General features: G+C 54.8%; 15 protein-coding genes. 5 read left to right on the top strand and 10 right to left on the bottom strand.

Going from position 1 to position 18,607, the window contains the following annotated elements:
- The first annotated feature begins 136 nt into the window (after positions 1 to 136).
- The 5 genes from FRY98_RS18405 (at position 137) to FRY98_RS18385 (ending at position 7,040) form a co-directional block, all read left to right on the top strand.
- A complete protein-coding gene (locus FRY98_RS18405) occupies positions 137 to 1,930 on the top strand; it encodes a cache domain-containing sensor histidine kinase (RefSeq protein WP_148454725.1) in 1,794 nt (597 codons plus the stop codon).
- A 17-nt stretch (positions 1,931 to 1,947) separates the two neighbouring features.
- Positions 1,948 to 2,760 (top strand): response regulator, encoded by an 813-nt coding sequence (locus FRY98_RS18400; protein ID WP_148454723.1) that lies wholly within the window; start codon positions 1,948 to 1,950, stop codon positions 2,758 to 2,760.
- A gap of 130 nt (positions 2,761 to 2,890) precedes the next feature.
- Entirely contained in the window at positions 2,891 to 3,772 is an 882-nt protein-coding gene (locus FRY98_RS18395) for a carbohydrate ABC transporter permease (RefSeq protein ID WP_148454721.1), read from the top strand.
- Positions 3,773 to 3,788: 16 nt separating this feature from the next.
- Positions 3,789 to 4,616 (top strand): carbohydrate ABC transporter permease, encoded by an 828-nt coding sequence (locus tag FRY98_RS18390; RefSeq protein ID WP_148454719.1) that lies wholly within the window; start codon positions 3,789 to 3,791, stop codon positions 4,614 to 4,616.
- Positions 4,617 to 4,646: 30 nt separating this feature from the next.
- Positions 4,647 to 7,040 (top strand): FAD-dependent oxidoreductase, encoded by a 2,394-nt coding sequence (locus FRY98_RS18385; RefSeq protein WP_249043458.1) that lies wholly within the window; start codon positions 4,647 to 4,649, stop codon positions 7,038 to 7,040.
- Between the two features lie 168 nt (positions 7,041 to 7,208).
- Here the strand turns inward: FRY98_RS18385 and FRY98_RS18375 are convergent, their stop codons facing one another.
- The 10 genes from FRY98_RS18375 to FRY98_RS18330 all read right to left on the bottom strand — a co-directional run bounded on the left by FRY98_RS18375 (position 7,209) and on the right by FRY98_RS18330 (position 18,602).
- Positions 7,209 to 7,490 (bottom strand): hypothetical protein, encoded by a 282-nt coding sequence (locus tag FRY98_RS18375; RefSeq protein ID WP_148454717.1) that lies wholly within the window; start codon positions 7,488 to 7,490, stop codon positions 7,209 to 7,211.
- Positions 7,491 to 7,655: 165 nt separating this feature from the next.
- Positions 7,656 to 8,012 carry a hypothetical protein gene (locus FRY98_RS18370; RefSeq protein WP_148454715.1) on the bottom strand — a complete coding sequence of 119 codons (357 nt, stop codon included), beginning with the start codon at positions 8,010 to 8,012 and terminating at the stop codon, positions 7,656 to 7,658.
- A 240-nt stretch (positions 8,013 to 8,252) separates the two neighbouring features.
- Complete coding sequence (gene eno, locus FRY98_RS18365; RefSeq protein ID WP_148454713.1) at positions 8,253 to 9,542, bottom strand: phosphopyruvate hydratase; 1,290 nt, start codon at positions 9,540 to 9,542, stop codon at positions 8,253 to 8,255.
- Between the two features lie 66 nt (positions 9,543 to 9,608).
- Positions 9,609 to 11,156 carry a 2,3-bisphosphoglycerate-independent phosphoglycerate mutase gene (gene gpmI / locus FRY98_RS18360; RefSeq protein WP_148454711.1) on the bottom strand — a complete coding sequence of 516 codons (1,548 nt, stop codon included), beginning with the start codon at positions 11,154 to 11,156 and terminating at the stop codon, positions 9,609 to 9,611.
- A 1-nt stretch (position 11,157) separates the two neighbouring features.
- The gene (tpiA, locus tag FRY98_RS18355) at positions 11,158 to 11,910 is read right to left on the bottom strand and encodes a triose-phosphate isomerase (protein ID WP_148454709.1); all 753 of its coding nucleotides are present in this window, start codon (positions 11,908 to 11,910) and stop codon (positions 11,158 to 11,160) included.
- 45 nt (positions 11,911 to 11,955) lie between these two features.
- Positions 11,956 to 13,137: a phosphoglycerate kinase gene (locus tag FRY98_RS18350; protein WP_148454707.1), complete on the bottom strand. Its 1,182-nt coding sequence runs from the start codon at positions 13,135 to 13,137 to the stop codon at positions 11,956 to 11,958.
- A 238-nt stretch (positions 13,138 to 13,375) separates the two neighbouring features.
- Complete coding sequence (gene gap, locus FRY98_RS18345) at positions 13,376 to 14,386, bottom strand: type I glyceraldehyde-3-phosphate dehydrogenase (RefSeq protein WP_148454705.1); 1,011 nt, start codon at positions 14,384 to 14,386, stop codon at positions 13,376 to 13,378.
- 88 nt (positions 14,387 to 14,474) lie between these two features.
- Complete coding sequence (locus tag FRY98_RS18340) at positions 14,475 to 15,539, bottom strand: sugar-binding transcriptional regulator (RefSeq protein WP_148454703.1); 1,065 nt, start codon at positions 15,537 to 15,539, stop codon at positions 14,475 to 14,477.
- 367 nt (positions 15,540 to 15,906) lie between these two features.
- A complete protein-coding gene (locus FRY98_RS18335; protein WP_148454701.1) occupies positions 15,907 to 17,613 on the bottom strand; it encodes an ABC transporter substrate-binding protein in 1,707 nt (568 codons plus the stop codon).
- Positions 17,614 to 17,663: 50 nt separating this feature from the next.
- A complete protein-coding gene (locus FRY98_RS18330; RefSeq protein WP_148454699.1) occupies positions 17,664 to 18,602 on the bottom strand; it encodes a carbohydrate ABC transporter permease in 939 nt (312 codons plus the stop codon).
- Positions 18,603 to 18,607 lie beyond the last annotated feature (5 nt).

Raw genomic sequence — 18,607 nt, 5'->3', positions numbered from 1 at the left:
TAAAATCGCTCCCATCAATAGAACAAATCTTTGTTTCTCTACAAAACAACGCAATTTACCCCAAGGCCCTCCGCCCTTTTCTCCCTATGCTATAATTGAAAAAAAAACACCCACCTCAAGGGAGGCGGTACCCGAGATGCCACAAGCCATCCGTTTTCTGATTCCCCAAAAGCTGAAGTACCGCTTGTTCGCCGCGTTTGTGTTTTTGATTCTGCTTCCCTTTTGCGCTTTGAATTTATATAACTATCAGCGGATCGAACTGCTCGTGCAGCAAAAAATCAGCCAGCAGAGTCATTATCAGTTGGAGCAGATGTACCGGACGCTGGAGGAACAGATCAGCGTCGCCTTCAAAACGCTGATTTTTCTGCAACAGGACAGCACCGTAAAAACCGTGCTGAGTCATCCCGAACAGCGCAACCCGCTGGAGAACAAGAGGATGATCGAGAGTATATTCAACAATTTGAACAACAGCTTTTTCCTGTACAATCCCTCCGTGTACTTTACGCTTCTGGACTTAAATGAAAACGTATACACTTCCTATTCGCCCAGAGCCGTGCTGGATTACCGGTCCCTGAGGGACAATCCGGGATTTGCCCGGGATTCCATGAACGGGGGCTCTTACCGCTGGGTGCCTAACGACGAAAACTACGTCCTCCGGGATATTTCGACCAGCCCGTACCTGCTGTCGGTCTATGCTTATTTGGAGGATGCGCAAAAGACGCCCTACGGCCTGGCCCGCATCAGCATCGACTACTCCTCCTGGTTTCAGTCGGCGCAGAAACAGTCGGCGCTCCAGCAGGAGTATTTTCTGGTGACGAGCGCGGGGGACACGATTTCCCGGTCGGCGCAGGATAGCCGGCTGTCCCACAGCGTCTTGTCCCGCATTTCCGACCGGCCGGAGCAGAAATATTTTATCGATAAGCCGTCCAATTCCCTGATCAACTACATTTATGTGGAATCCTTGGACTGGTACATCGTCAATCGCATCCCTCTTTCCGTGCTGTTCATCGAGATCGAGGATTTGAAGCGGCAATATTTTCTCACTTTCTTTTTGCTGATGGGCGTGTTCCTGGTGATGACCTTCCTTATTTCGGCGACGATCACCCGCCCGCTGTCCCATTTGCAAAATAAAATGAAGGCCGTCGTGCAGAAAAATTTAAAAATCCGTCTGCCGGAGCATAAATTCAGCGGCGAGATCCTGGACTTGACCCGGACCTTCAACACGATGCTGGACGATACGAACGAGCTGATCCGGCGGCTGAAGGCCGAGGAACGGCAGAAGGAAGCCGTGCATTTTCAGATGCTGCTGGCGCAAACCAATCCTCATTTTTTGCTGAATACGCTCAATACGATTAAATGGATCTCCATCCGCCACCGGAATGAGGAGATTACGAACATCACGCTGTCCTTGGGCAAGCTCCTGGAAGCCAGTCTGAATACGGATAAAGATCTGATCCATCTGCAGGACGAAATGGAACTGGTCCAGGCTTACGTCCACATTCAACAGGTGAGGTACCGCGACAAGTTCGAGGTGACATATGACTACGAGGACACTGTCCGGTATGCGCTCGTTCCGAAACTCAGCTTGCAGCCGCTGGTCGAGAACGCGATTATCCACGGGTTAAGCCCGCGGCCCGGTTCGGGGCGAATTCAAATCAGGGTCTATCAAGAAACGCCGGATCAACTGACGGTGGAAATCGCGGACAACGGCGTCGGCATGGAAAAAGCGCAAGCCGCCAAGGGAGCCCGCAGGCGACCGGGCATCGGACTCGGGAACATCCGGGAGCGATTGCGTCTTCTTTTTAAAGAGAAAGGTGCAATGGAGATTTGTTCTTCTGATCAAGGCGCGACCGTCCGCTTATCGTTTCCGCTGCTGCTCTCGCCCCCTTACGCCCATGAGCCATGGAATCAAGCCCAAGGGCATTCCTAATACCGGGAGGAATATTCATGTGGAATGTACTGCTCGTAGAAGATGAAGTGTTCGTGCGGGAATCCGTGCGGGAAATTATCGCCTGGGAGGAACTCGGGTTCACGGTGTCCGGGGAGGCCGGCAACGGCGCGGAAGCGTTGGAGATGATCCGCCGGGAACCGCCCGATCTGGTCCTGACGGACATTATCATGCCGGAGATGGACGGGGTCGAGCTGTTAAAACGCAGCCGGGAAGAAGGATACGGCTCCCGTTTCGTCATGCTGACCTGCATGAGCGACTTCGAGTACGTCCGCCAGGCGATGGAATACGGCGCATCGAACTATATTTTGAAGCTGTCGATGAGCGTGAACTCGCTGCGGGAGACGCTGCGGAAGATCAGCGCCGAATTGCAAAAGGATCGGGTTCAGGGAAACCGGCCGGCCGCGAGCCCGGCAAATGGGACGCCATCCCGGCCGCAACTGCCGCCCCTGCTGCAAGAGAATGTGACCACCCATCCGGAAATCCAGAAAATCCTGCAATACATCCACGCCAACTTCGCGCAGGATATCACGGTCAAGTCCATGTCCCAATACGTAATGATGGGGGAAAACTACGTCAGCACGCTTTTTAAAAAGAAAACCGGCCACACGCTCATCCATTACCTGCATCAAGTCCGGGTCAATCAAGCCATCCGTTACCTGATCGAGACCGACCTGCCCGTGCATGAAATCGGCCACCGGGTCGGGTTCATGAACGACAATTACTTCATTAAGATTTTCAAACGGCTGACCTCGCACACGCCCAGCAGATACCGACAATTGAACAAAACGGACGATAGAACAAAACTGTAAACCGCCTTACCCGACCGCCGCCCCAAATGCGTATTTCTGTCGCATGAAGTCGGTGGTTTTGTTTCTTATGCCCTTCCGGTCCCGCTGGTAAGCTTTAGGGGAGATCAAGTTTAGAGGGAGTGGGGCTTTTGTGAAAACATCCTGGATGAAACGGCAGCAATATCTCGGCTATCTTTTTATCGGGCCTAATATGCTGGGAGTGCTGCTGTTCTTTATTGTTCCTGCCGCGTATTCTTTTTACCTCATGTTCACCGACTACAAGTTTATGAACCCGGATACGAATTTCATCGGAATGGCCAATATTCGGCGCATGCTGCAGGATGAGGTCTTCTATACCGCCATCGGGAACACGCTGTTGTTCCTGCTGTCGGTTCCGCTGTCCATCGGCCTCGCTTTCGTCGTCGCCGTCGTGCTCAACCGCTCGGTTTTTCTCAAAAAGACGCTGCGCGCCTTGTATTTCATGCCCTACATTACAAGCGGGGTGGCCGTCGCCTTTGTCTGGATGCTGCTTTTCCACCCGAACAACGGGCCCATCAACGGTATTCTTCGCTCACTGGGCGTCGCCAATCCTCCGGGCTGGCTGTCCACGATGGACACGTCCATGTACGCCATCGATATTATCTGGATCTGGTTTATGCTCGGGTACAACATGATCATCTATCTGGCCGCCCTGCAGGAAGTGTCCGGCGAACTGCTGGAAGCCGCCAAAATCGACGGAGCCCGCACTTGGCAAACGGTCCGCACCATCCTGTGGCCGCTCGTCAGCCCGACGACCTTCCTGCTGCTGATCACCGGATTGATTATGTCGATCAAGCAGTTCGGTATTATCCAGGCGATTACGCAGGGCGGACCGGGCAACAGCACGACCGTACTCTCGCTGTTCATCTACCAGAACGCCTTCCGTTATTACGAAATGGGCTACGCCTCCGCCATCTCCTGGGCTTTGTTCCTCATCATCCTGCTGTTCACCGCGGCCCAATGGATGGGACAAAAACGCTGGGTCCACTATTAAGGAGGGAAAACCGACAATGACTAGAGCCCTGGTGCAAAAAATCGTTCTCACGTTGCTTATGTTGTTCTTCAGCATCGTCATGATCGTTCCTTTCCTATGGATGATCAGCACTTCGTTCAAAACGCCGGCGGAGGTGTTCCATTACCCGATCCGCTGGATTCCCGCCGATTTCCACTGGGAGCATCACCTGAAAATATGGACGGGACCGAACAGCTTCGTGCATTATTACTTGAATTCGTTAAAAGTAGCGCTCCTCGGTACGGCCGGGGCCGTGCTGCTCTCCGCCTTGGCCGCATACGGCTTCGCTCGGATCGAATTTAAAGGCCGGAACGCGCTGTTCCTGATTTACTTGTCCATGATGATGGTCCCGCCCCAGGTTCTGTTTGTGCCCAAATTCATCATGTTCGACTGGGCCGGCATTTACAACACCCATTGGGCACTGATTCTTCCGGGGATGTTTACCATTTTCGGCGTGTTTATGATGCGGCAGTTTTTCCTGTCGGTGCCTTATGAAATTTCCGAGGCCGCCTTTTTGGACGGAGCCGGGCATTTCCGCATCTTCTCGCGGATCATTCTGCCGATGGCCAAACCTTCATTGGCTACGCTGGCGATCATCGACTTCTCCTGGCATTGGAACGACTACGAAAACGCGCTCGTGTTTCTGATCGACCAGGATCTGTTCACCGTTCCGCTCGGTCTGCAGAATTTCATTCTTGAAAACAACGTCGACTATAACGGCATGATGGCCGCGGCCACCGCCGGGATCATTCCCATGATCCTCGTCTTCCTGATCGGACAGAAATACATCATCGAAGGCGTGGCCAGCTCGGCGGTTAAGGGTTGAACCTAATTTCGGAAGGGAGTGCTTTGGAACATGAAATTGGAAAAGGTTCGTAACGATATCACCGTGGTCGGCGGAGGGCTGGCGGGCGTTTGCGCCGCCGTGGCGGCGGCCCGGCTCGGACGGAAAGTCGCCCTGGTCCACAACCGCGGGGTGCTGGGCGGCAACTCCAGCAGCGAGGTGCGGGTATGGGTCTGCGGAGCGACCGCGCACGGGATTAACCGGTACGCCCGGGAGACGGGAATTATGGGCGAAATGTTCCTTGAGAACCAGTACCGCAACCCCGACGGCAACCCGTATCTATGGGATCTGGTCGTCCTGGAGACGGTGCGGGCCGAGCCGAACATCTCGCTATATCTGAATACCGACGTGCACGAAGTCGAAGCGGAAGGACCGGAGGAAGAGCGGCGAATCCGGTCGGTGACCGGCTGGATGATGGGATCGGAGCGGCGGATCACTTTCGAGAGCCCGATGTTTCTCGATTGTACGGGCGACGGGCTCGTCGGGTTCCTGGCGGGAGCGCGTTACCGGATCGGCCGGGAAGCCCGGCATGAATTCGGGGAGGCGTGGGCGCCCGAGGAAGCCGATGAGATTACGCTGGGCAGCACGCTGCTCTTCTACACGAAGGACGCGGGGCATCCCGTCAAATTCGTACCGCCTTCGTTCGCCAAGGATATTACCCGAACGCCGATTCCGATGAAGCGGATCATCCGCAGCGGGGACTCCGGCTGCCATTATTGGTGGATCGAGTGGGGCGGCGAACTGGACACGGTCCACGATAACGAGCGGATCCGCGATGAGCTGTGGGCCGTGATCTACGGCATCTGGGATTACATCAAAAATTCGGGGAGGTTCGACGCGGACCGCCTGACGTTGGAATGGGTCGGCTCCCAGCCGGGCAAGCGCGAATATCGGCGATTTACGGGAGATTATGTCCTGACGCAAAACGACATTATCGCCCAGCAGCGTTTTGACGACCAGGTCGCCTTCGGGGGCTGGTCCATCGACCTGCATCCGCCGCAGGGGATGTACGCCGAGGCCAGCGGCTCCAAGCATATGCACGCGGACGGCAACTACCACATCCCGTTCCGCAGCCTCTATTCCGCCAACGTGGCGAACCTGCTGTTCGCCGGGCGGAATATCAGCGCGACGCACGTCGCCTTCGGCACCACCCGGGTGATGGCCACCTGCGCCATCCTGGGGGAAGCCGCCGGAACGGCGGCCGCGCTGTGCGCCGAGCGGGACATGACGCCCCGGGAGCTGTCCCGGCGCCATACCCCGCTCCTGCAGCAAACGCTGCTGCGGCAGGACGCCTCCGTGCTGGGGCTCGCCAACCGCGACCCCGGCGATTTGGCCCGGCAGGCGGTCGTGCGCGCCTCCTCGCATCTCTCGCGGATCGCCGTCGAGTCTCCGCAGGAGGCCTACCCGCTGGAGAACGACATCGCCGTTCTGCTACCGGCCGACCCGGGGCTCCGCGGCAAGCTGGAATGGCTCGTCGACGCGGCCGGCCCCACGGAGATGACGGTCGAGGTGTGGAGCACCGGCAGGCCGGAGAATTACGTCCCAGCCGCGCTCGAATACCGAGCCTCGGTGCGGGTTGCCGAGGGCCCGAAACAGTGGGTCGCGGTGGAACTCGACTGGATGCCGGACGAAAGCCAAAACGCTTTTGTCATCGTGCGCGGCAATCCCTTGCTCCGATTATACCTATCGGACGCGTCGGTAACGGGCCTGCTTGCTTTTGAGCGGGGCGTAGCGTCCGGCGTGTCCAAAGATTTAGAGGATCACGACGACACCCAGCCGGTCGTGGAATGGAGCATGAAGCGGCTCGCGCGCCGGCTTTTCTGCCTGCGGGCGGACTTCCCGACGGAGGCCTATCGCCCCGAGCGGGTCATCGACGGCTACAAGCGCCCGTATGGGGGGCCGCATATGTGGCTGTCCGGGCCGATGGCGACGGGGGCGGACGCAATGGCGGCGGACGCGGCGGCGCTGACGGCGGGGGGAGCCATGACGGCGGGCGTGTCGGCGGCGGTGTCGGCGGGGGGAGCGGTACCGGCGGACGCGATGGCGATGGCGGCGGCGGACGCGGCGGAGCAGCCTGCTCCCTGGATCGAGCTAAGCTGGGACCGGCCCCGGGAAATCCGGGAGCTGCACCTGATCTTCAATGACGATGTGAACGAGGACCTGATCAATCTGCACCATCACCGGACACCCTTCGAAGTCATCCCGGAGCTGGTCAAAAGCTACCGGATCGAGGTCCTGGCGGACGACGGAAGCTGGATCCCCATGCTCCGCGAAACGGGCAACCGCCGGCGGAAACGGGTCCACACGCTTGCCCTCCCTTTGACCGCGGCGGCCGTCCGGCTGGTCATTAAAGAGACCCATGGCTCGGCTTACGCGGAGGTCATCGAGATCCGGGTCTATGGGTAGGCGGCGGTAGTGTGCAGGAGGCAGCGATAGTGCGGAGGCGGACGTTAGGTGCAGGCCGTAGTGTGCAGGCGCCGTTGGGACCCGAACAAAGAAACAGGGCCTTTTCATGACCGCTTACGTGCGCATTAAAACTGACATCGGTTCTAACCATGCCGGCCTTTATGAGACTTATTCGCCGATTTTGGCGACGCGTGGTGAACTAGGCCTGATACCCGCAGCTTCTCTTGCCGACTGTTGCCGACTGCCAAAATAACGGCCTTTTGGGCCGTTATTTTGGCCTGATTCGGCTCTTCGGGCATAATAGCGGTCAAAAAGGGCCTTATTTACCTTGAGCGGACCCCAAATCAGGGTTTTGGCCGCTTTTTTCCAAAAATAAGCGCCTAAAAAGCCGCTATTCGGTTCAGAAGAGCCAAATTCGACAAAATAGCGCCTTAAAAGACCCTTATTCACCTCCACTACCTCAAAACGGAGTTGACCGCCGGCAAATTTGCTCGAGTTTTTCCGCCCCGAAGCCTAATTGGCACAAATCAGGAGAAATAGCGGCCAATTAGGCCGCTATTTTCGGCGGGGAGCCCGAGAAATCGACTGGGCGACGAGACGGCCCCAGTCCATTCCTCATTTCCGTACCAACTTCACGTACGCCGTCTCCGCGTCCTTCTCTACCTTAACCGCGATCGCATCGTTACTGGAATGGCCGCTAATTTCAAAAAACTCGGTCCCGGCCGGATAGGCGTTAGACCAGGTCGACCTGCCGGAGGCCGAGAAGTTCTCGTCATCCGAGAAACGCTCCACCTCGCCCAGCTTCTTCCCGATTTCCGCCGCGGACACGCTTTCCTCCGTAACGCGATAACTGTCCCCCTGCCACCGGACGAAGGAATATGCCCAGTCCCCACTGCCTGTAGCGGCCCGATCGGAGCAACCCGCGACAAAGCATGAGAACAAAACCATCACCGCCAAAAACAGGCGTCCCAAAATTCCCACCCCGCTTCCAAAAGTAAAAGTCTAAATTTTTTACCATTGTACCCTGCATTGACTTGGGATGGTACATGCGAAAGTAGGAGATTAGTTAGTGGAGAAAAGTGTTTTATCGGCGGGTTAGGAGAACGGGCGGCGTGACTAGTAGGGGGGCGGAAATGGGCGGGAAGGCTTAGAAGCAGAAGACACAAAAAAAGACCCGCCAGCTTCATGCTGGCAGGTCTCTCTTACGCTCGATTAAGAATGCTTCAGGTTGTAGAAGGATTTCAAGCCGTTGTATTGAGCCAGTTCGCCCAATTGATCTTCGATGCGGAGCAATTGGTTGTACTTCGCAATACGGTCGGTACGGGAAGGCGCACCGGTTTTGATTTGGCCGGCATTGGTAGCAACCGCGATGTCAGCGATGGTGCTGTCTTCGGATTCACCGGAACGGTGGGATACTACCGCAGTGTAACCTGCGCGTTTAGCCATTTCGATTGCGTCGAACGTTTCAGTCAACGTACCGATTTGGTTTACTTTGATCAGGATCGAGTTGCCGATGCCGTCTTTGATGCCTTTTTCAAGACGCTCGGTGTTGGTTACGAACAAGTCGTCGCCCACGAGCTGGATCTTGCTGCCCAGTTTCTCGGTGAGCAATTTCCAACCTTCCCAGTCGTCTTCGGAGCAACCGTCTTCGATCGTGATGATCGGATATTTGTCGACCCAAGAAGCGAGCAGGTCTACGAACTCAGCCGGAGTGAAGGATTTTCCTTCGCCTTCCAGGTGGTATTTGCCGTCTTTGAAGAACTCGGTGGAAGCGACGTCCATCCCCAGGAATACGTCAACGCCTGGTTTGTAGCCGGCTTTCTCGATAGCTTCCATGATCGAGGACAAAGCGTCTTCGTTGGAAGTGAAGTTCGGAGCGAAGCCGCCTTCGTCGCCAACCGCGGTGTTCAGGCCTTTAGCCTTAAGTACGGATTTCAGGTTGTGGAAGATTTCAGCGCCTGTGCGGAGAGCTTCCTTGAAGGTAGGAGCGCCAACCGGCAGAACCATGAACTCTTGCACGTCAACGTTGTTGTCGGCATGTGCGCCGCCGTTGACGATGTTCATCATTGGAACCGGCAGTTGTTTGGCGTTGAATCCGCCGAGGTACACGTACAGCGGCAGGTCCAAAGCGTCAGCAGCCGCGCGGGCTACGGCCATGGAAACGGCCAGGATGGCGTTAGCGCCAAGTTTGCCTTTGTTTGGCGTGCCGTCCAAAGCGATCATCAGTTTGTCGATGCCCAGTTGGTCCAGGGCGTCCATCCCGATTACTTCAGGAGCGATGATTTCGTTTACGTTCTCAACGGCTTTCAGAACGCCTTTGCCGAGGTAACGGGATTTGTCGTCGTCGCGAAGCTCAACCGCCTCGTGAGCGCCTGTGGAAGCGCCGGAAGGAACGATCGCGCGTCCGATCGCGCCGGATTCCAGGTATACTTCAACTTCTACTGTCGGGTTACCGCGGGAGTCGAGGACTTCGCGAGCGTATACGTCAGAGATAATTGTCATGTGTATAGTCTCCTTTAATGTTCGATTTTTGTGGGTATGTCTTCCATTACTCAATATATCAAAAACCTATGCCTTGCGGCCAGCGATCATCGATTGTCCGGTCATTTCCGGCGGCTGCGGCAGCCCCATCAGATCGAGGAGCGTCGGCGCCACGTCGGCCAAAATGCCGCTTTCGCGGAGAATCAAGTTCTCGTCGGTGACGATAAACGGAACCGGGTTGGTCGTGTGCGCGGTAAACGGACGGCCGTTCTCGTCGAACACCATGTCCGCGTTGCCGTGGTCGGCGATGATCACGACGACCCCGCCTTTGGCCTTGACGGCGTCGACCACTTTGCCTACGCACTCGTCGGTCACTTCGACCGCCTTCTTCGTCGGCTCCAGCATGCCGGAGTGTCCGACCATGTCCGGATTGGCGAAGTTCAGGATAATGGCGTCATGCTTGTCGGCTTCAATTTCCTTCACGCAAGCTTCGGCCACTTCATAAGCGCTCATCTCCGGCTTCAGGTCATACGTCGCCACTTTAGGCGAGTTGATCAGGACGCGGGTTTCGCCCGGAAGCTCAACGTCGCGACCGCCGCTGAAAAAGAAGGTGACGTGCGGATACTTTTCCGTCTCCGCGATGCGAAGCTGCTTCTTGCCGTGCTGCACGAGCACTTCGCCAAACGTGTTGTCGAGATCCTTCGGCTTGTAAGCGACATAGCCTTCCACCGTTTCCGCAAACAGCGTCAAGCACACAAAGTGCAGATCCTTAGGGAATTTCGGTCCGCGGTCAAAACCTTGGAAGTCTTTGTTCGTGAACACGTTCGACAGCTGAATCGCCCGGTCGGGACGGAAGTTCAGGAATACGACGGAATCGCCGCTTTCCACCAGCGCGATCGGCTGGTCATGTCCGTCTACGATAACAGTCGGCATGACGAACTCGTCGAACACCGATTTCTCGTACGATTCCGTTACCGCGGTGATCGGGTCGGTGTATCTCGGACCTTCGCCATAAACCATGGCCCGGTACGATTTCTCGACGCGATCCCAGCGTTTGTCGCGGTCCATCGCATAGTAACGGCCTTGAACCGTCGCGATTTTACCGACGCCGACTTCTTCGATCTTGGCGATCAGGCGCTCGATAAAGCCCTTCGCGCTGTCCGGCGCCACGTCCCGGCCATCCAGGAAAGCGTGGATATACACTTCCTGCATATCTTCTTTCTTGGCAAGGTCGAGCATCGCGAACATATGGTCGATGTGGCTGTGCACGCCGCCGTCGGAAAGAAGCCCGTACAGGTGCAGTTTCTTGCCTTTGGACTTGGCGCTGCGAACCGCGTTCACCAGCGTTTCGTTCTGGAAGAACTCGCCCTCGCGAATCGATTTGGAGATCCGGGTCAGGTCCTGATAAACGATCCGTCCGGCGCCGATGTTCAAGTGTCCTACTTCGGAGTTCCCCATTTGGCCTTCCGGCAAGCCCACCGCTTCGCCGCAAGCCGTCAGGGTCGTATTCGGATACTGCTTCAGATAGCGGTCATAATTCGGCTTGTTCGCTTGTGCGACCGCGTTGCCTTCCACCGTGTTCCGAAGTCCGAAGCCGTCCATGATAATCAATGCTACAGGTTTTGGAGTGGCCATCTTACTTTGCCCCCTCAACCAATTGGATATAAGAAGCCGGCTGCAGACTGGCACCGCCCACAAGAGCGCCGTCGATGTCGCTTTGGCCCATATATTCTTTCACGTTTTCCGGTTTCACGCTGCCGCCGTACTGAATACGGATTTTATCGGCCACTTCCGCGCTGTACAGGTCTTTCACCAAGCTGCGGATGTAAGCGATAACTTCGTTGGCATCCTGCGAAGTCGAGGATTTGCCGGTGCCGATCGCCCAGATCGGTTCATATGCAATGACGACCTGTGCGGCTTGCTCCGCGGACAATCCTTTCAGCGCCGCTTCGGTTTGCACCTTCACGACCGCTTTCGTTTGTCCCGCTTCGCGTTCTTCCAGCTTCTCGCCAACGCACGGAATCGGTGTCAAACCGTGCTTGAATGCGGCATGTACTTTTTTGTTGACAATTTCGTCGGTTTCGCCAAAATAAGCGCGGCGCTCGGAATGCCCGATAATGACATAGTCCACGCCCAGTTCTTTCAGCATTCCGCCGCTGATTTCCCCGGTGAATGCTCCTTCGTCTTCAAAATGCAGGTTTTGGGCGCCGATTTTGATCGACGTGCCTTTGGCGGCTTCCACCAAGGCCGGAAGATTGGTGAATGGAGCGCAAATGACGCTCTCCACGCCCGCTACTTCCGCTTTCCCTTTCACTGCTTCAAAGAAAGCTTTTGCTTCGGAAACCGTTTTGAACATCTTCCAGTTTCCGGCGATGATCGGTGTTCTCATGCAGTTCACTCCTTCCGTACCCGAAGGTAGCTCGTTCATACTTTCTTATTTATCGTTCAGAGCCACGACGCCCGGAAGCGCTTTGCCTTCCATAAATTCGAGGGATGCGCCGCCGCCGGTGGAGATGTGGTCCATTTTGTCGGCCAGCTTGAATTTCTCGGCCGCAGCCGCGGAATCACCGCCGCCGATGATGGTGTAGCCCTGGGTTGTGGCGCAAGCTTCAGCCACTTCTTTGGTACCGTTCGCGAAAATATCGATTTCGAACACGCCCATCGGTCCGTTCCAAACGACCAGCTTGGAGTTCTTGATGATTTCGGCATATTTCGCGCGGGTTTTCGGTCCGATGTCCACGCCTTCCCAGTCGGCCGGGATGCTGTCGATGTCGGCCACTCTGTGGTTTGCATTGGCGCTGAAGTCATCAGCGATCACAACGTCAACCGGAAGCACGAAGTTCTTGCCCAGCTTTTTCGCTTTTTCGATAAAACCGAGAGCGACGTCAAGCTTGCTATCGTCCAACAGCGATTGACCGATTTCATAGCCTTGAGCCTTGAAGAAGGTATAAGTCAATCCGCCGCCGATCAACACGTTGTCCGCAATGTTAAGCAGGTTGTCGATAACGTCGATTTTGTCTTTGACCTTGGAACCGCCGATGATGGCCGTAAAAGGACGGTCCGGATTCGACAGCGCTTTGCCGAGAACGGAAAGTTCCTTCTCCATCAACAAACCGGATACCGCAGGCAAGTAGTGCGCGATGCCTTCCGTGGAAGCATGAGCGCGGTGAGCGGCGCCGAAAGCGTCGTTCACGAACAGATCGGCCAGTTCCGCGAATTGTTTGGCCAGTTCCGGATCATTCTTTTCTTCGCCCGGATAGAAACGGACGTTTTCAAGCACGAGCACGTCGCCATTGTTCATAGCGGCTACTTTCGCTTTTACGGCATCGCCGATCGCTTCATCGGCCTTGGCCACTTCCTTGCCAAGCAGTTCGCCGAGGCGTTTCGCAGGAAGCGTCAAACGCATATCCTCGTTCACTTGGCCTTTCGGACGGCCCAGGTGGCTTGCCAAAATCACTTTCGCGCCGTTTTCGATCAGATACTTGATCGTCGGCAGCGTTTCGCGAATCCGGGTATCGTCGGTAATTTGGCCGTCTTGCATCGGCACATTGAAATCCACGCGGACAAACACGCGTTTGCCGGTTACTTCCACATCACGTACACTTTTCTTGTTCATCTCCACGTTCCTCCTAATAGGTAAGCGCGGCGCTTTGATGCACTCGGCACAGTCAGTCGCGCTGCGCACTTCCGGCTATACTACTTCGACTCTTGATTTCTCTCCTAAGCGGTATTGCTTCTCTATATATTCTATAAAAGGTGTGTGTGAATGTCGGTAAAACAAAAATTCATGAACCAAAGAGGAGTCCCTTACACAGGTTGCTCCTCTTTGGCGTGATTATCAAAGAAATCGGGAATTACTTAACTTTTTTTGCGAAGTATTCCAAAGTACGAACCAATTGAGCGGTGTAGGACATTTCGTTGTCGTACCAAGCAACGGTTTTAACCAGTTGTTTGTCGCCGACGGTCAATACTTTAGTTTGCGTAGCGTCGAACAGGGAACCGAAAGTCATGCCCTTGATGTCCGAAGATACGATTTCGTCTTCGGTGTAGCCGTAAGTTTCTGGATCGGAAGCCGCCTTCATAGCTTCGTTAACTTCAGCTGCGGTTACTTTCTTCTCAAGAACTGTAACGAGCTCAGTCAAGGAACCAGTCGGTACAGGCACGCGTTGTGCAGCTCCGTCCAGTTTGCCTTGCAGTTCCGGAATAACCAGACCGATCGCTTTAGCGGCACCCGTTGTGTTAGGGATGATGTTCTCAGCAGCTGCACGAGCGCGACGGAAATCGCCTTTCGCATGAGGAGCATCCAGCGTGTTTTGGTCGCCGGTGTAAGCATGGATCGTAGTCATCAAGCCTTCAACGATGCCGAATTTGTCTTGAAGGACTTTAGCCATAGGAGCCAAGCAGTTAGTAGTACAAGAAGCACCGGAAATAACGGTTTCCGTACCGTCAAGGATTTCATGGTTTACGTTGTAAACGACCGTTTTCATGTCGCCGGTAGCTGGTGCGGAGATAACGACTTTCTTCGCTCCGCCTTTCAGGTGTAGCTCGGCTTTTTCTTTCGTTGTGAAGAAGCCTGTGCACTCCAGAACGATGTCTACGCCCAACTCGCCCCAAGGAAGTTCTTCAGGGTTGCGGTTTGCCAGTACTTTAACTTCTTTGCCGTTGACTTTGAAGAAGCCGTCATGCACTTCAACTTCGCCGTCGAATTTGCCTTGAGTCGTGTCATATTTCAACAAATGAGCCAACATTTTAGCGTCTGTCAGGTCATTGATTGCTACTACTTCGATGCCTTCCACGTTTTGAATACGGCGGAAAGCCAGGCGTCCGATACGTCCAAAACCGTTAATACCAACTTTTACACTCATGAATAGATCCTCCCAGTGTTCTTTTTTTTATTATTCAAGACGGGTGAAGTACCCGTCATGAGTAAACAGGTTCAGCAATTCGCTTGGTTTATAGTTCCGTGTTCTTGTTCAAACTCTTGACTCGCTCGAGTTCCTTCACGATATCCTCGGCCGCGGCTTCGTCCGTGACAAGGATATCCTCCTGTCCGAACAGCAGTACCGCCAGGATCGCCTTCGCTTTGCTTCTGCCGCCCGCGATGCCGATGACCGTTTCGGTCCGTCGGATATCTTCCAGGCGGAGACCCAGGGTCAGCATTTTGTGAACAACGACGCCATCCTCATTAAAATAGTAACCGAATGATTCCGCGAGCGCGCCCTCGTTCTGCAGTTCCTGTACCATCGACTCCTCCAGCTTGCGGCGCCGCGCCATCTCCATAGCATCTCCGATGCCATGAACCACGATCCGCGCTTTGCGGATCATCTCCACGATGTCCTGGATGTTCGGGTCGCCCACCAGCGATTCATACGCTTCCTTGCCGAGCAAATCGGGCACATGCAGCAGACGGTAGCCCGCTCCGACCCGTTTGGCCATGCCGGAAGCAATGGTGTTCGCCTGGATTTCCAGGCTTTCCCCCAGTCCGCCCCGCGCCGGTACGAACCAGCTCTGCTTGAGCGACAAGCCCGTCGGGGGACTCAATTGCTCCGCGACTTCGGCAATCGTAGTGCCTCCGGTCACCGCAACAACGTCCTCGCTGCGCATAACGCCGAGCAGCGCTTTGGCTCCCGCTCGGCCAAGCTCTTTCTTGGTCAGCGGGGAGGCTTCGCTGTCGCCGGGAACAATCACCACTTTGCGAAGTCCGAAGGCTTCTCGGATTCTTTCTTCCAACTCGGACAATCCGAAGATTTCCTTCACTACCGGCTCCAGATCCTCCAGCAGTTTTCTGCCCGAATCACTGATTCTCATGCCTATATTCTCGATTTCAATCAGGCCCTGAGCCTTCAGGAGATCCGTCTCGGCCCGCAACACTCGTTCCGTCATGTTCAGGGACACCGCAAGCGTTCTGCGGCCGACCACATCCGACAACAAGATCTGGTGAAGAATGGTGTACCTTTTCTTGAGAATTTCCATGAGATCAGGAAGAAGCTGCTTTTGCATTTCTAAAATAGTTCGCATGCTTTCCACTCCTGCAAGCTTCGTCTTCTCTCTCCTTCTCCTTGGCCTTAAAATGTCCCGGGTTAACTTTTTAAGTCCCACTAATATTTTAACCAATTTCTTCATCGGTTGCAAGCCTGACGTCCGTATAATTGACAATCTTCCACCCGCTTATTCATCGGGCCGTACGGACAAAAAAAATCTCCTTTCGACGGTAATAGACTTTTGATCTATTCTCTGCAAAAGGAGACTATGTTCTACATATTTCTTAAGCCGATGACTTCGGCGGCGAGACGCTAAAAAAGGGAGGGGTGCTCATCCCCCTCCCCCCTCATTAAACCTATTCCAGGGGAATGAATCAAGTAATGCCTCTAATATTAGTTAGATACTATTTGCTTTCACCGTTCCACAGCTTAACTCTGTCTTTGACGAATTGGCCGTAAGCCTCTTCCATCTCTTCCACACCGGCCTTTTCCAATTCCGCCATATAATCGTCCCAGATTTTGTCGAACTGTTCCGGTTTGGCCATAATCGCTTCCGGAATCCGCTTCCACGTAACATCCTTCATTTTCGCACCCAGAATATTGGCTATATTGTCGCTAGGCAGGGCGATGTTGTAAGCGGCCCCCGCTTTTCTTTCCGGGAATTCCTCCTCTTTCGGGAACAGATCCCGCCAATGTTCGATCTTGTAGGCCGCCAGCGCTTCCTTCTCCGGTTCGCTGTAAGTAGCGGCCAATAACTCGTTGTTGTTCTTGGTGAAGTAATTCCCGGTGGAGTCCTTGATCCCGTCTCCGTAGTGGACCGTAAGGTTCCAATACAGCCCGAGCCCGGATTCCTTCAAATAAGTGTTGCCCTCCTTGTCCATTTTTTGCTGGACTTCCGGGGGTACGATTCTTTTGCCGTCTTTAACGATGTAGTCCGTTCCTTCAATACCCCAATTTATAAGAATTTGCCCTTCTTCCGAGGCCAAGTAATCCAGAAACTTGATCGCCTTGACAGGGTCCTTGCACTTGCTGGAAATCGCTATTCCGTAGCCGCCATCAAAGCCGGCCGGCCAGAAGCTGGTATCCTTGTACTCCTTGGACATCGTAACCGGATAGTGGCCGTAGGTCTGGTCGAATTTCCCGGCCGACTTCAGAGCCTGCTGCGCCTCGCCATAGTCCCATGCCGGATCGATCAGACCGAGCACCCGGCCGGAAGCGACCTTGGCTTTGAACTGGTCCGTCTTCTGCACAAAACTCTCCTTATCCAGCAGTCCGATATCATTCATGTGATTAAGCCAGCGGAAATACTCCCGTTCCTCCGGGCGGCGGAAATGGTAAGTCACGTCAAAGGTCTCCTGGTCGACGAAGTATTCGCCGTCATCCGGCGCGCCTGTCGTAAAGAAGCCCATATTCGTCACCTGATACATATGCCAATCATCCGCATTGAGCGTTAACCCGATATTTTTGTTGCCGTTCTCATCCGTCGGATGTTTGGCCAAATAATCCTTAATGACCTTCTCGTAATCCTGGACCGTACGGATTTCCGGGTAACCTGCTTCTTTGACGACCCGGTGCTGCAATTGGAACCCGTAATCCGGTTTGAGCTTGCGCTCGTCGACCGCGGACCAGGTCGGAATCGCATAGATCGCCGGGTCCTCCAGACTGTATTTGGCGCGGACCATTTTGTCGCCCAACATTTTTTTGATGTTCGGGGCATGCTCCTCGATCAAATCGGTCAGGTCCAGAACCGCGCCGACGTCAACCAATTTGCCCAGGTCCGCCTTCGCGGCGATCAGATCCGGAACCTCTCCGGTCGCCGCCATGATCGATACCTTTTGTACGGGATCGCCTACGGCAAATTCGGCATCCAGAGTGACACCGGTTTTTTCCGTAATGACCTTCCCGATCCGGTCCTGCATGTTGTTCCAGTTGGAGCTTGCGTCTTCGGAAAAATAGGTCAGCGTAACCGGCCCCGCTCCGGACCCGCTGCCGGCCGGGTTGGCCCCATGGCCTTCACCTGATTTGGAGCCCCCGCTGCAGCCGACGAGTTGGCCTAACAAGAGCGCGGCTGCCAGTAAAGAAACGGCCGTCCGTTTGGAATGCATCTTCATAGTCGCTTCCACTTCCTTTTTCAATAATTAGGTTTGAACAAGTCTTTGACTCAGCTTTTCACAGCGCCTAGCGTCATCCCTTTGACGAAGTATTTCTGCAAAAACGGGTACACGATGAGAATCGGAACGGTTGCGACAATCGTGATCGCCATTTTCACGGAATCCGGCGACACCTGGGCCATCAGTTGGTTCATATTGTCGCCCCTGACGTTGTTGGCGTTCGTCGTGGTGCTTTGCAGCACTTTCATCAGTTCATACTGCAGCGTGGTCAGACTATCGTTGGAACCGTTGAACAGGTAAGTATCGAACCAGGAGTTCCACTGCCCGACCGCCAGAAACAAGGCGACCGTAGCCAACGCGGGCTTGCAGAGCGGAAGGATGACCCGCCAGTAAATCGTAAAGTCGTTCGCCCCGTCCAGTTTGGCCGATTCTTGAAGCGCGTAAGGAATCCCGTCGATGAACGACCGGATGACGAAAATATTGAAGGCGCTTACGAGTCCGGGCAGAATATAGACGGCGAACGTATTGATCAGGTCCAGGTTTCGGATCAGGATGAACCCCGGGATCAGGCCTCCGGACACGTACATCGTGATCGCCAGAAATACCGATACAAACCGTCTCCCTTGAAAATCCCTCCGGGCCAGCGTATAGGCGACCATCGAACCGCTGACCAGACCCGCCAGCGTACCGACAACCGTCCGAAGCACCGAAATTTTAAATCCGGTAATCAGTCCGGTATAGCTGAAGATCAACTTGTAATTTTCCAGTGTGAATTCCCGCGGGAATATCGTAATTCCGCCCCGGACGGTATCTACGGAATCGTTAAAAGAAATAGCTAGTACATTCAGAAACGGGTATAGGGTAACGATTGTAATCACCGCGATCAGCACATATACCACCGCGTCGAAAATCCAATCCTGAAGGGGCCTCGCGGCCCGCTTCGACCCTTTGGCACGGATTTCGGCAATAGAGGAACCGGCTGTTTCCATGTCAG

Source organism: Paenibacillus faecis, assembly GCF_008084145.1.
In the GTDB taxonomy this organism is placed as follows: Bacteria; Bacillota; Bacilli; order Paenibacillales; family Paenibacillaceae; genus Fontibacillus; species Fontibacillus faecis.
Note: the sequence above shows the minus strand (reverse complement) of the source record. Positions and strands in the feature narration are given on the sequence as shown.

Bases quoted from the DNA above. Each gene is read 5' to 3' on its own strand.
- FRY98_RS18405 (WP_148454725.1), top strand. From the start codon at position 137: ATGCCACAAGCCATCCGTTTTCTGATTCCCCAAAAGCTGAAGTACCGC.
- FRY98_RS18385 (WP_249043458.1), top strand. From the start codon at position 4,647: ATGAAATTGGAAAAGGTTCGTAACGATATCACCGTGGTCGGCGGAGGG.
- FRY98_RS18400 (WP_148454723.1), top strand. From the start codon at position 1,948: ATGTGGAATGTACTGCTCGTAGAAGATGAAGTGTTCGTGCGGGAATCC.
- FRY98_RS18335 (WP_148454701.1), bottom strand. From the start codon at position 17,613: ATGAAGATGCATTCCAAACGGACGGCCGTTTCTTTACTGGCAGCCGCG.
- FRY98_RS18350 (WP_148454707.1), bottom strand. From the start codon at position 13,137: ATGAACAAGAAAAGTGTACGTGATGTGGAAGTAACCGGCAAACGCGTG.
- FRY98_RS18390 (WP_148454719.1), top strand. From the start codon at position 3,789: ATGACTAGAGCCCTGGTGCAAAAAATCGTTCTCACGTTGCTTATGTTG.
- gap (WP_148454705.1), bottom strand. From the start codon at position 14,386: ATGAGTGTAAAAGTTGGTATTAACGGTTTTGGACGTATCGGACGCCTG.
- FRY98_RS18330 (WP_148454699.1), bottom strand. From the start codon at position 18,602: ATGGAAACAGCCGGTTCCTCTATTGCCGAAATCCGTGCCAAAGGGTCG.
- tpiA (WP_148454709.1), bottom strand. From the start codon at position 11,910: ATGAGAACACCGATCATCGCCGGAAACTGGAAGATGTTCAAAACGGTT.
- eno (WP_148454713.1), bottom strand. From the start codon at position 9,542: ATGACAATTATCTCTGACGTATACGCTCGCGAAGTCCTCGACTCCCGC.
- gpmI (WP_148454711.1), bottom strand. From the start codon at position 11,156: ATGGCCACTCCAAAACCTGTAGCATTGATTATCATGGACGGCTTCGGA.
- FRY98_RS18340 (WP_148454703.1), bottom strand. From the start codon at position 15,539: ATGCGAACTATTTTAGAAATGCAAAAGCAGCTTCTTCCTGATCTCATG.